The 12,781-nt window shown below is 61.0% G+C and carries 11 protein-coding genes; 7 read left to right on the forward strand and 4 right to left on the reverse strand.

Annotated elements, in window-relative coordinates:
* Window positions 1-32: 32 nt before the first annotated feature.
* The 3 genes from DAAHT2_RS12180 to moaA are packed head-to-tail and all read right to left on the reverse strand — an operon-like array spanning window position 33 to window position 2,577.
* Window positions 33-1,049 carry a 4Fe-4S dicluster domain-containing protein gene (locus DAAHT2_RS12180; protein ID WP_013164576.1) on the reverse strand — a complete coding sequence of 339 codons (1,017 nt, stop codon included), beginning with the start codon at window positions 1,047-1,049 and terminating at the stop codon, window positions 33-35.
* On the reverse strand, window positions 1,046-1,525 hold the full coding sequence (locus DAAHT2_RS12185) for an MOSC domain-containing protein (RefSeq protein WP_013164577.1): 480 nt from the start codon (window positions 1,523-1,525) through the stop codon (window positions 1,046-1,048). The genes DAAHT2_RS12180 and DAAHT2_RS12185 overlap by 4 nt, the downstream gene beginning before the upstream one ends.
* Window positions 1,526-1,554: 29 nt before the next feature.
* The gene (gene moaA, locus DAAHT2_RS12190; RefSeq protein ID WP_218915015.1) at window positions 1,555-2,577 is read right to left on the reverse strand and encodes a GTP 3',8-cyclase MoaA; all 1,023 of its coding nucleotides are present in this window, start codon (window positions 2,575-2,577) and stop codon (window positions 1,555-1,557) included.
* Between the two features lie 440 nt (window positions 2,578-3,017).
* On the opposite strand from moaA, the gene extKL reads away from it, so the two are divergent.
* Window positions 3,018-4,250, forward strand: a complete 1,233-nt coding sequence (extKL, locus tag DAAHT2_RS12195; protein WP_248595810.1) for a multiheme c-type cytochrome (seleno)protein ExtKL — start codon at window positions 3,018-3,020, stop codon at window positions 4,248-4,250.
* A 71-nt stretch (window positions 4,251-4,321) separates the two neighbouring features.
* On the opposite strand, the gene DAAHT2_RS12205 is transcribed toward extKL, so the two are convergent.
* Window positions 4,322-8,740, reverse strand: coding sequence for an acyl-CoA dehydratase activase (locus DAAHT2_RS12205; protein WP_013164581.1), 4,419 nt, complete (start codon window positions 8,738-8,740; stop codon window positions 4,322-4,324).
* 377 nt (window positions 8,741-9,117) lie between these two features.
* On the opposite strand from DAAHT2_RS12205, the gene DAAHT2_RS12210 reads away from it, so the two are divergent.
* The 6 genes from DAAHT2_RS12210 (at window position 9,118) to DAAHT2_RS12230 (ending at window position 12,745) form a co-directional block, all read left to right on the forward strand.
* Window positions 9,118-9,360 (forward strand): sulfurtransferase TusA family protein, encoded by a 243-nt coding sequence (locus tag DAAHT2_RS12210; protein ID WP_013164582.1) that lies wholly within the window; start codon window positions 9,118-9,120, stop codon window positions 9,358-9,360.
* Between the two features lie 104 nt (window positions 9,361-9,464).
* Window positions 9,465-9,779 (forward strand): hypothetical protein, encoded by a 315-nt coding sequence (locus tag DAAHT2_RS12215; protein WP_013164583.1) that lies wholly within the window; start codon window positions 9,465-9,467, stop codon window positions 9,777-9,779.
* A gap of 18 nt (window positions 9,780-9,797) precedes the next feature.
* Window positions 9,798-10,094 (forward strand): hypothetical protein, encoded by a 297-nt coding sequence (locus DAAHT2_RS12220; protein WP_013164584.1) that lies wholly within the window; start codon window positions 9,798-9,800, stop codon window positions 10,092-10,094.
* A gap of 29 nt (window positions 10,095-10,123) precedes the next feature.
* On the forward strand, window positions 10,124-10,297 hold the full coding sequence (locus DAAHT2_RS14840) for a hypothetical protein (protein ID WP_013164585.1): 174 nt from the start codon (window positions 10,124-10,126) through the stop codon (window positions 10,295-10,297).
* A gap of 185 nt (window positions 10,298-10,482) precedes the next feature.
* Window positions 10,483-11,628, forward strand: coding sequence for a glycosyltransferase family 2 protein (locus DAAHT2_RS14085; protein ID WP_013164586.1), 1,146 nt, complete (start codon window positions 10,483-10,485; stop codon window positions 11,626-11,628).
* Entirely contained in the window at window positions 11,618-12,745 is a 1,128-nt protein-coding gene (locus tag DAAHT2_RS12230; protein WP_013164587.1) for a radical SAM/SPASM domain-containing protein, read from the forward strand. The genes DAAHT2_RS14085 and DAAHT2_RS12230 overlap by 11 nt, the downstream gene beginning before the upstream one ends.
* Window positions 12,746-12,781 lie beyond the last annotated feature (36 nt).

Below are 12,781 nucleotides of genomic sequence, written 5' to 3' on the forward strand. Positions count from 1 at the left end.
ACATCAGGAATATTGCGTTGAAGCGTGCATGGTTACAGCTTTATGGCGCGGGCCGGGCAGAATTCCCGGCAGAGGCCGCAGGCGCTGCAGCGCCAGGGGTCGAAGTTGAGTTGTTTAAGCTCGTCGTCACTGCTGATGGCGCCGCTGGGGCACAAGCCGATGCAGGCGCCGCAGAGATTGCATTCCGGGCTGAAGCTAAGCTCGCTCAGCAGCGCCGCCACCAGCGGCGCGTGGGCGGCGTGCTGTCGCCCTGCTTTTTGCAGTAGCATCAGGCGGTCGGGCAGGTGCTTGCTGGCCGCCCACTCCTCTTCCTGGCGCTGTTCCTCCCGCAGGGTGGTCCAGGTTTCGGCCGCGGCATGAAGGGAAACTTCCTTGAAGGCCCGGAAGAAATCGCGCCGGTCCGGGGGGGCTGACCCGGCCGTGCCGTGGCGCTGCTTTCCTTCCCCTTCCGCCGGTTTTTTGGTTTTGCTTAAGCCCGGCGGCGGCTCCGCTTCCCGGTGCAAAAGGATCGGCGGCTGGTTGGCCAGACCCTGCCAGTGCTGTTGCAGTTCATCCAGCCTTTGCTGCAGGACCTCCGGCACCCAGGGCGAGTGGCACTGCCGGCAGGGGTGGAGCAGCAGGATGAGCCCGCCGCCAAGCAGCGCGTAAGCGGCCAGGTGTTCGCGGGAAAGCCCCCCCAGGCAGGGGAGGATAATTTCGGTGCCGTGCCGCAGAGATTTTTCGCAACAGAGCAGCGCCGGGCCGGGCTCAGCCAACTGGGGGGCCGGAGTGCGGGCGGTAATTTTAGCCGCCGCCTTGGCCAGGCGGGAATCCCGGCCGCTCAGGGCCCCGGTGGGGCAGGCGGCGGTGCAGACCAGGCAGCCGGTACAGCGCTCGCTCTCCAGCCGTACTGTGCCTTCGCCCGGGTAAATGGCCTGGGGCGGGCAGGCCCGGGCGCAACGGTCGCAGGCGCTGCGGAGAAAACGGCGGCGCAGGCAGCGGGCACCGGTAAAGTCCACCGTGGTGCCGGGCCGCGCCATGCGCCGGAGCAGCCGGTCGGCCAGGGTCATGGCGCGGTTTTCTCAGGCGCCCCCTGCGGGCTGCCGGTTCCCGGTCGGACCTCAATGCTCTGACCGGCTTTCACCGTGCCGCCCTTGAGCACCTTGCTGAAAATCCCCTCCCGCGGCATGATGCAGTCACCGGTGGCCTTCTTGATGGCGCAGCCGCTGTTGTGGCATTCCTTGCCGATCTGGGTGATCTCCAGCAGTACTTCCCCATTGATCAGCAGCTGGTCGCCGATCTTCAGCCCCGCCAGGTCGACTCCCCGGGTAACGATGTTTTCGGCAAAAACCCCATGGCCGATCTGGGGCAGCTTGTCTTTCACCCCGTCGATGCTCTCGCCGGCCAGCAGGGAGACCTGGCGGTGCCAGTCGCCGGCGTGGGCGTCATCGGCAATCCCCCAGTTTTCCTTCAGCTCGACTTGCTCCACCGGTTTTTTGATGATCCCTTTTTTGGCGCTGATACAAACTGCTTCAACCGTGCCCATAGTTCTATTCCTCGGTAAAAAGTAAACGTTCAGCCGCCGATGGTGGCCATGGAGGCGCAACTTCCCGGCAGGTGGCCTTTTTTTCGTTTTTCCGCGGCGGCAAAGCCGTCGATTTGCCGGCGACCCAGGCAGGACCGAATCAACTCGGTAAGCTCCCCGTCGTCGGCCCCGGCGCGCAAGGTTTCTCTCAAGTCCAGCACCCCGTCGTCGTACAGGCAGGTTTTCAGTATTCCCTGCGGGGTGATCCTTATTTTGTTGCAGGTGGCGCAAAAACAGCGGGAGTAGCCGCCGATCAGGCCGATGCTGCCCTTGAAGCCGGCCACCTGGAAAACCCGGGCGGTGGAGCCGGCAAGCGGTGTTTCGGTGAGTGCCGGCAGGTTGTTGCGGAAGTATTGCTCCAGGCGGGCCAGGTTCCAGTTGCCGGCGACGAAGCTGCTGCCGCCGTCAAAGGGCATGGGCTCGATAAAGCGCACCTGAATGGGGCGTTTTTCCGCCAGTCGGGCCAGCTCCAGCAGCTCATCGGTGTTGATTCCTTCCTGGACCACGGCGTTGATTTTCACCGGCATGCCGGCGGCCACAGCCGCTTCGATCACCGCAAAAACCCGGGCAAACAAATCCTGGCCGGTGATGGCGGCGAAACGTTCCGGTTGCAGGGTGTCCAGGCTGATATTAAGACCTGAAAGCCGGAGTTGGCGCAGTTCCGACAGGTGGGGAGCCAGCAGGGTGGCGTTGGTGGTCAGGGCCAGTTGCTGCAGCCCTTTGATGTCGCGCAGTTGGCGGAGAAAACCCAGCATACCGTGGCGCACCAAGGGCTCACCCCCGGTAACCCGTACCTTGCTGATCCCCATGGCCACCAGCAGGCGGCAGATACGCTCCAGTTCTTCATAGCTCAGCAACTCCCGCCGCGGTTCGTTGCAGGGGCCTTTGGGGCGGCAGTAGCGGCAGTTGAGGTTGCAGCGGTCGGTGACCGCCAGCCGGACATAGTTGACCATCCGGCCATGATTGTCGGTTAAACCGGAAACCGGCTCTACAGGGGCAAGCGGTTGCGTCAAGATTTCGTCTCCCGTGGCGGGGCAAGGGGCAAGACCCCGCCACTTGTGCTTATTATCCCGGCAGCCAGGCTGCCGTAACATCATATTAATGTAATGTATTGCATAAAATAAAAAGTACAAGCGGCAGTTTGCCGCCGGCATTTTTTTTGTCGCTTTGCCTGGCGTAAAAATTATGCAAAAAACCGCCTTGACAGCATTTGTTTATATTGCCTATGCTGATCAATGTGGCATGGCCGCATGGCAATTTTTAATTCCTGCCTGCGACAATTTGTCACTTTTCACGGTGAGCTGGAAGGTGCTAAATGTTCACCAAGTGATACTTAGGTGTGATGTTCTTATTCTTTCAACCAAAACATAAGCAGATCAAGGAGGTGGTGAACAGCAAAAAATGACAATTAACAGGGGGTAATATGCATCTAAATCTAGAGAGGAGAAAATCGATGAAGCACTGGATGATTGCTTTGGTCGTAGCCGCCCTTGCCCTGCCGGGCATGGCGTTTGCCGGCCAGAAAGCCACCACCATTGATGAGCTGGCGCAGATGTTCGATGCCTCGCGCTGCAAGGCTTGTCATGGTGAAATTTACAGACAGTGGGAAACTTCCCACCACGCCCGACCGCTGATGGGGGTGCACGGCGGCCTTAAAGATACCCCGCTGGCCATGGCCGGGGCCACTCCCTGGTCGCCGGAGCACCCTTCCGAGGCCACCCTGGAAACCTTTCCCTGTTTCAAATGCCACCTGCCCCAGGCCCTGACCCATGCCGAGGATTCGGTGGCGGCGGAGTATGCCCAGGCGCTGCTGGATCAGGATCGGCGCAAAATCGGTCAGCTTAAAATTACCTGTATCGTCTGTCATAATCACCGGGCGATCATCCACCGCCTGCAGGAAGGCGAGCCCGAGCCCAACGTGCTCTACGGCACCCGGGATATTCCCAACCATCCCGATCCGGTCTTTACCGAGATCCGCCAGAGCCCGGTGATGAAAGAGCCGCTGTACTGCGGCCAGTGCCATGGGGTCGGGGTCAACCTGGAGTTTGGCAACCCGGTGCAGTGCGCCACCCTGTACGGCAGCTATCAGCACGCCTACATTCCCGCCGGCGGCACCCAGAGCTGCCAGGACTGCCACCTCTATCCCAAAAAGGACGGCTTCGCCGATCATCGGATGCTGCCGGACTGGAATGATACCGAGTTGATGAGCCAGCGCCTGGCTGAGTCGCTTTCGCTCAACATGCAGGCCATGGGCTATGAGTGGCTGCGGGCCGGCGGCGATCGCCCCAACCGGCTGGTAATCGAAACCAAAATCGATTCCAAGGCCGGGCACCGGATTCCCGACGGCTGACCGTCTCACAACCGAGTGGTCCTGGAAGTGACCGCAAAAGATCTGGACGGAAAGCTGATTGCCAATGATACCCGCCACTACCATCCCCAGGCGACCACCCAGCGGGGGGCCAACGTGATGGTTTACGGCGCGCAATGGAAGGCGAGCTACGTGCGCGACACCAGCATTCAGCCCTTCCGCACCAAGGAGGAAACCTTCGAGTTCCTGCTGCCGGAAGGCACCCGCTGTGCCGACGTGGAAGTGGAGTTACGCTACGAACTGGGTAATCCCAATCAGATTATCCCCATTCATAAACGCACCAAACGGGTAACTCTCGACCGCTGCCCGCCCCTGTAATTGTTAAACGAACGCTGGCGCCGCATCTTGCGGCACCAGCGTTCGTTTAACCGCGCTAGGTTTATTCAACCCTATTCGTTTACCAGATCTTCGTGGACTCTTTTGGCCTGTAGGGCGAAGGCCTCCAGGCGGGCTTCGATGATTTGGGGGAAGGCGTTGCCGTCGGTTTCCAAGGCCAGGAAGGGCAACTTGCGCTCTTTTTGCAGCAGAGCCGGGATATGCCGGTGGCCTTCCGCCTCCCAGACCTGCCGCTTTTCGCCGCTGGTGAACTTTTCATTGAGGATCGACTCCGCCAGCCGGGTGGGCATGCAGCCGAACGGCCCGATGGAGATGATGCCGCAGGAGGGGTGCAGGATCTCGTGCAGGGCCGCACCCACAGTCAGGATCGCTTCGCCGGCAAGCTCGGGGGCGATGTGGCGGCGGCCGGCGGCAATCAGCGGTTCCACCTCCACCTTTTCCTCGTAGTGAAAGAGCCCGCAGGGGGCCATGAGCTTGCGGATCTTGGCGTCGAAGTAGCGCTTGACCCAGTAGCGGGTCCACCAGGGGAAATCCGGTTTGCCCTCGATGCGGTTTTTCACCAGCCAGTCGCAATACTTGATCCATTCCGATACCTGCGAGGTGCGAACGATAAAGCCTTCCGCCGCCAGCCGCTCGATCAGGCGCTGCAGCGAGATGGGGTCGTGGCGCACGTAAATCTCGCCCACCAAAGAAAGCTTGGGGATCTGTCCGTGCGGGGTGTGCAGCTCGATTTTGCCCAGCTCCCGGGCCGTGGCTTTAAGCTGCCGGGCGATGGTGGCCCAGCCGCTGGCGATAACCTGTTCCAGCTTTTGCTGCTCCTGCCAGAAGATCGCCTCCGCCGCTTCCTTGTCTTTGGCGCCAGCCTGGATGGTGGACCAGATCTCGTTGAGCAGGTCACCGATGATGATGGCCCGCCAGGCCGCCAGGGTGAACTTGTTGCCCAGGCCGCCATAGCTATTGGTGGAGGTCAGCGACATCACCGCCGCGTCGGGAATCTGGTGGCGGACGATGGTGCGGTGGGAGAAGACGTGGTACTGGCCAAAGCGGCAGGGGCCTTCGGTGGTGGCCATGAAGTAGGCGGTGATTTCACCTTCGGGCCGCTTCTGCTGCAGGTATTGCAGCATGGTGCCGACGGTGGTCTGCAGGGGCAGGCATTCCTTGCAGGAGGAGTTGCCCCGGCCCAGTTTCAGGGCCTCTTCGTCGGCCGGCGGCAGGGCCTCGGCCCTGATTCCGCGCCGCCCGAAGGCCGCCGCCACCAGGCTGGTGCCGAATGGCCCCATGGCCGGCACCAGCACCTTGACCCGGGGGTCGGTCATGGGCACCCAGGAGCCGTCGGCCAGCCGGATGCCCAGCTCATCACCGCGCATTTCGGTCACCGCCGGCTTGAACTCCTTGCTTTGCGGGGTCGGGCCGCTGACCGTCGGGCCGGGGTCGACTTGCGGGGCCGGCTGCTCCGGTTGCGTTGGCTGCTCCGCTTCCGCCGCGTCGGCGTTGTTGGTTTGTATCTGTCGGTAGTAGCGGACAATATCCAGAAAAGCCTCGATCCTGGTTTCCAGCCCGGCGTCGGCGGTATGGCTGTCCAGCTCCAGGGTGAGCGAAGGCTTGCTGCCCATCATGTCCCGGAAGTAGGTGAGCAGGAAGGAGTCCGGTCCGCAGGAGAAGTTGGTGATATAGGTGCCGTACAACTGGGGGTGGTTTTTCACCAGCCGGGCCGCCTTCATGATCATCCGGCCCATGGCCCAGTACATGTTCATGTCGGCACTCAGCGGTTCGTCTTCAAAGGGCAGCATGTCGATTGGGATAATCCGGATGCCCCGGGAGGCGAACTTGGCGGGAATGCCCTTGTTGGCCTCCCGCACCAGGCTGTTGTAGGGCCGGCCGAAGAGCACCACCGCCGTGCTTTCCGGGTCCCGCTCCAGTTCGGCCAGGGCTTGGCGACCCATCTCCTTGAGATCGTTGCGGAAAGACTCCTGGTCGGCGATGGCCGCCTTTAGCGCCGCTTCGGCCCGCCTGGGGTCGGCCCCCAGTTGCCGGGCCAGGTCCTGGAAAACCGTCAGGTTGGCGGCAAAGCCCTGGCTGAAATCAAACACCGGGGTTAGAATCGGCCGTTGCTCCGCGGCGGGGAAGGTGGCCCGCAGGTAATAGGGTTCCCCCTGCACAAAGGGGCAGATGCAGGAGGTGGTGGCGTCGTCGGTTACTTTTACTGCCCGGATATGGGGCAAAAACAGGTAGTCAGGCTTTTTGTCCAACAGGTCGGCAAAAAGGCCGTGCGCCAGTTCCACTGGGTAGCAGAAAGGGGCGTTGCGCTTGTCCACCCCGTTGGGGTCGAGCTTTTCCGAGAGCACCGGCTTGAAGCCCAGCTCCTGGAAGAAACGGTTAAAGAGCGGGAAGAAGGTGTTGATCAAAAACGAGCGGTTAATGCCCACCGTTTTTTGTTCGGCCGGCGGTGAACCCGCGTCAACCGGGGCGCGGAACCCCTGGTCAACCTCGGGGGTTGTGGCTTGGGGCGCATCCCGGAATGCCCGGCGTTCCCGTTGCACCACCAGGTCCAGACCGCTGCTTTCCACCTTGCGGCGATGGATGATGTTGTCGTAGCGGTTGCAGATGCCGCCGAAGGGGTAGCTTTTGCCGTTGATGATGATCCGGGAGATCTCGCAGCCCCGGTCGCAGTCCTTGCCGCCGCCGCACTTGAAGGGCTGGCCGTATTCCACCTCCCGCACCGCCAACTCGTTAAGATCGAAGCGGTCGGGTTCCAGCAGGCCCTGTTCCAGGCGGCGTTCCGCCTCCAGGGCTACCCCGAAGGCGCCCATCAGGCCAGGGTCCGGGGGTACCACCATCTCCTTGCCGGTGAGCGCCGCCATGGCCGCTGGTACCGCCTCGTTGTAGCAGACCCCGCCCTGGATGAAAACCTTGCGGCCCACCGGGCGGTTGCCCTTGACCCGGTTGGTGTAGTTCATGCAAATGGAATAAACCAGCCCGGCCACGATATCCTCCAGTGGAACCCCTTCCTGGGCCGCGCTTTTGATGTCCGAGCCGATGAAGGCGGCACACTGGTCATTGAAGTTGGGCGGGCTGGTGGCGCGGTAGGCGGTTTCCCCGATCTCGGTTACCCCGATGCCCAGGCTCTCCTTGGCCGCCTCTTCGAGAAAGGAGCCGGTGCCGGCGCTGCAGGCCTCGTTCATGGCGTAGTCCGAGGGCACCCCGTTGGTGATGTAGGTGTACTTGGCATCCTGGCCGCCGATTTCAAAAATGGTGTCTACCTCCGGGTCGAAATGCACGGCGGCGGTGGCGTGGGCGATGATCTCGTTGATTACCCCTTCGCTCAAGGCGTGCAGGCCGGCGATCTGGCGACCGGAACCGGTTACCCCCAAAGCCTCGATGATGATCGAGCGGCTCAACTCCGGGCCCAGTTGCTGGGCCAGCGAGGCGTACACCCGGCGGGAGGCGCCCACCGGGTCGCCGTCGGTGCGCAAGTAATCGGCGGCGATGATGGCTTTGTCGGACCGCCGCATGATCACCCCCTTGGTGGTGGTGGAACCCACGTCCAGGCCCAGGATGCAGCGGTCCCCGGCCGCCGCCTGGCCGCGGGTGGAGGGCTTGAAGTCCACCAGGCGGCGGAATTCGGTGAGCGGCTGATGGTGGGAAAAGCTGCCGCGCCGAGTGCTGAACACCTGCTCCGGGGCAGGCAATGGCCGGGTTTCGTGCTCCAGGGCCCACAGGGCCGCCCCCAACGCTTCCATGGCATCCGGGGGGGCATCGGCAGGGTCGGGAATCGCCAGATCGGCGATCTCTTCCCGCAGGTAGTGGACCATCGACTGGTTGGCGGCGCAGCCGCCGATGAGCAGCACATGGTCCGAGGGCATTTTTTTCAGCAGTTCCAGGATCTTGCCGGCCATCATCCGGCTCAGCCCCGCCACCACTTGGTCTTTGGGAATCCCCTTGTTCAGGGCGTGGGTGCAGTCGCTCTTGCAGAACACCGAGCAGCGGCCGGAAACCTGGTAGCGCTTGGCCGGTTGCCCCATGGCCTCGACATCTTCCAGTGACAGCGACATCCGGCCCAACTGCTGCAATAAAAACTCACCGGTTCCGGAAGCGCACTTGTTGCCGCTCTGGATATGCTGAATCCGCCCGTCATCGTCCAGACGGTAAACCATGAAGGTCTCGCCGCCGGCGGAAACCACGGTCCGGTAGGAATGGTCAGGGGGCAGCACGAAGCGGCAGGCCTGCTCCACCGCCTCCGGTTCGGGAATGGTGGAGAGGGCCAGATGGTTGCGAAATTTGCGGCCGGTGGCCGCCACCTTCAGGCCGGGCGGCTGCTCCACCGTGGCCAGCATCTCGGTTAATACCCGGCGCGGGTTGCCCTCATGGGAGCGTTTGCGCTGCAGGCTGATCGTGATCTTTCCCCCCTCGTCCCGGGTCAGGCCCACCATGCTGATGGTGGAGGCCCCCAGGCAGATACCCAGTGCTTGCATGTCTACCTCGCAAAAAAAACGTGTTGAGCCACTAAAACGAAACAGTGCTGGTAACTCACCAGGCACGACGTATTATTGCTCCCTGGCAAATCTTATATAATAATAGATTCCACAAAATCATGCTCTCGCTTTTCTTGCTCTAGGTTTTTCTCCTTGATTTTAGGTGACCAGGACGGCCTAAAGTGACACAATGTGCCACCTGAAGCGGGGGGCGGTGGTTGCCGGGCTTTTTTTGTTGACATCTTCTTTACCGGTCCGTTATAGGTTACAGACCCTTGCTAGATTCTGGGTAGCGCCCTTTGTTTACCCAGCCTGTTTAATACGGTGAGCAACGGTATTTCTTCATCATCACCAAACCACAAAAAAGGAGAGCAATCATGGACGTAAACAGCATTACTCCCGACCAGACCCTGGACACCAAAGGACTTAGCTGCCCCATGCCGCTGCTGAAGACCAAGAAGGCGGTCGGCCAACTCGGTTCCGGCCAGATTCTCGAAGTACAGGGTACCGATCCCGGCTCCAAAAACGATATGCCCGCCTGGTGCGAACGGGAAGGCCATGAGTTCCTGGGCATCAAAGACGGCGACGGCTTCTTTTCCGTATTCCTGAAGAAGGCCTGATCGTCTATATCAGGGCGGATATTCGGCCCGTCGGACCTTTTGTATCCCGTTCCGGCGGCTGCCGGGTGGCATTTTCTGCACAATGAATCGCGATGGAGGACAGCATGGCGAACAGTTTAGGTATTTTTGTTACCAACCCCGATAACATGCAGCATATCATGGGGGTGACCAAGGCCGCCAAAGCCAAAGGTATTAAGGTAAAAGTCTTTTTTACCTGGAGCGGCACCAAATTGACCCAGGATCCTGCCTGGTCCGAGCTGGTGAAACTGGCCGACGACGTTTCGATTTGCGCCGACAGCTACAAAAAGATGGGCTTCAATGTTGAAGACGTTCCCGAAGGGTTGACCACCGAAAAGATGGCCACCCAGGCCCAGCACGGCGACATCATCGAAAACTATGAGCGCTACATGACACTGTAGGACAGGGAGGTTATTAATATGTCTAAAAAACTGTTTTTTATGTACAAAAACCCGGACTACGTCGTGGACGGCATTCGTTCCGCCCTCGGTCAGGCCGTGGAGAACAACTATGCCTTCGGTGCGGTACTGACCGATATGCCGGAACTGGACGAGCACAACAAGGAAAACGTCGACTGGATCCGGGACATGGAAGGTGAGATGTACTCCACCGTTCCCTCAGTTTGCGAGAAAAATGAGCTGACCCCCATCACCCTTGAGGAACTGGGTAAGCAGTTGCGTGACATGGATCTCGTCATTCCGTACGGCATTAAGTAAATCGAGCTAAATAAGCACAGGAGTAGATTATGAAAATCCTGCATGTATATCGTTCAGAGCCGGATGGCGATACCAAGAAGCTGGTGGAGATCGTTTCCGAGGGCCGCGAGGCCGCCGAGTTCAAGCTTTTCGAAGGCCAGGTTGATTACGACAAACTGGTGGACATGGTGATGGACGCCGATAAGTCCATCTGCTGGTGGTAGTCGTAACCTGCTAGCAGTCCGCCGGTAATCGTTCAGCAGCACCGCATCTTCGGGCGATCAGTCAGGCTTGCGTACAGGGGTACGCTGCGCCTGTCTGATTGCCCGAACCTGCGGTGCTGCTGAACGATTACGGCATTGCCCCATTTTTTATTTTCCCCTTTTCATTTTCCCGCTGGTGGCCTTGCTTGAACTCTTCCGCCGCCCCTCTTATTTCCGTTATAGTGCCCAATTACAATGGGGCCGCCACCATCGGCGGCTGCCTGGAGGCCCTGGCAGCCTCGGATCACCGGAATTTTGAAATCATCGTGGTGGACGACGGTTCCGGCGACGGTTCGGTGGCGTTGATCAACTCGTTTATCAAGCAGCATCGGAACCGGCAGGGCCAGGTCCGGCGGGAGGCGGAATCGGCTTGCCGGCTGATCACCCTCAAGCGTCGGAGGGGAGCTTCGGCGGCCCGGAATGCCGGGGCGGCGGCGGCCAGGGGAGGATATCTGTTTTTTATCGATGCCGATTGCCTGGTCTTGCCCGATACCTTGAGCCTGGTGGCCAGGGCCGCCGAGGAGCACGGGGCCGGGGTGGTGGTGGGCGGTACCTATACCTTGCAGGCCTACGATGCTGGTTTTTTCAGTAATTTTCAGTCGACCTTTATCCACCACTTTGAGACCAAGCGCCTGGAGGAGCCCGACTATATCGCCAGCCACGCCATGCTGATCGCCGCCGACACCTTTAAGGCCGGCGGCGGCTTCCCCGAGGCCTTCATGCCCATCATCGAGGATGTGGAGTTCAGCCACCGCTTGCGCCGCCACGATTTTATCCTGCGCATGGCCCCGCAAATTCTGGTGCGCCACGTCTTCAACTACGACCTGCGCCGGTCACTGGCCAACGCCTACCGTAAGGCCCGCTACTGGACCACCTATTCCCTGGCCAATCGCGATCTTTTGACCGACTCGGGCACCGCTTCCCGGGAGCTGAAGATTAACGTCGCCGCCTGGGGGGTCAGTCTACTGCTGTTGCTGCTGGCGCTGTTGCTGTGGTGGTTGGGGCCGGAATCGGCGGCGGTGGTCGGGGAGCTGGGCAATAACTCGGCTGCAGCTGGTGAAGGAGTTGCTTCCCCCTGGGCTCTGCTCTTTACCGCCCTGGTGGTACAGGTTGCCAACGGTTTGGAGCAGCGCCCTTTGCTGGCCTCGTTTTACCGGGCCGGCGGGATCATGTTTGCCCTTGGCGCCGGCCTCTACTACGCCCTGCTCTACCCTCTGCCGGTGGGGTTCGGCGCCCTGCGGGGAGCGCTGGGCTACCTGGCGGGCGAAGAAGGTATGGGCCATGGCCGCTGAAGCCGGCAGTCGCGGGGGCCACCGCCGTTATTCCCCCTTTCGCCACCTGGGCAGCGTGCTGTACAAAAAAGATCCCCTGCACCTGACCATCTTTCTTACCCGCCGCTGTAATCAGCGTTGCTCTTTCTGTTTTTACCTGGCCGCCGATACCTCACCGGCGGCCGCAAAGGCCATGGAGCTGTCGCTGCCCGAGTTGGAGCAAATTGCCGCTTCAAGTCCGCCCTTGCTTTGGCTGGCCTTTTCCGGTGGGGAGATTTTTCTGCGCGACGACCTGGCGGCCATAACGGCAAGCTTTTACCGGCATACCCGGCCGGCCATTATCCTGCTGCCCAGCAACGGCCTGGATACCCCCCGGATTACGGCGGCGGTGAGCGACATTCTGCGCCGCTGTCCCCGCTCCACGGTGGTGGTCAAGCTCTCTTTGGACGGGCCGCCGGCGGTGCACGACGCCCTGCGGGGGGTGCCCGGCAGCCATGCCGCCTGCCTGCGCACCGCCGCCGAGTTGGGCAAGCTGCAAGGGCAGTGGCCTAATTTTGAGCTGGGGATCAACTCGGTCTTTTGCCCCGCCACCCAGGAGAGCATGCGGGAGACGGTGGATTTCGTAGCCGGCCTGCCCCATATCAACACCCACACCATCTCGTTGGCCCGGGGCGATCTGGCCGACAAAAGCCAATTGGCGGCGGACCTGGAAAAGTATCACCAGGCCTGCGAATACCTGGCGCAGAAACTAAAAAAACGCCAGGCCGCCACCTACCGTTTCGGCGGCGCCCGGCTCAAGGCGGCCCAGGATATTCTGCAGCGCCGCTATATTTTGGCCACCGCCCGTCAGGGCCAGGCTCAGTTGCCCTGCTATGCCGGCCGGCTCAACCTGGTTATCGCCGATGACGGTACCGTTTATCCTTGCGAGGATTTTCGCTCGGCCATGGCCATGGGCAACATCCGGGATTTTGACGGCAAGCTGAAAAACCTGCTGGCCAGCCCCAGGGCCCGGGAGGTGGTGGCGGCCATCCGCCGCCACGGCTGCTTCTGCACCCACGAGTGCTACATGATGACCAACATCCTCTTTAATCCTGTCACCTGGCCGTCCCTGCTGAAAGAATACCTGCAACTGCGGTAAACCCCATAGACCTGGGCGGGGGCCGTAAAAACCGGT

This window comes from Desulfurivibrio alkaliphilus AHT 2 (genome assembly GCF_000092205.1).
GTDB lineage: Bacteria > Desulfobacterota > Desulfobulbia > Desulfobulbales > Desulfurivibrionaceae > Desulfurivibrio > Desulfurivibrio alkaliphilus.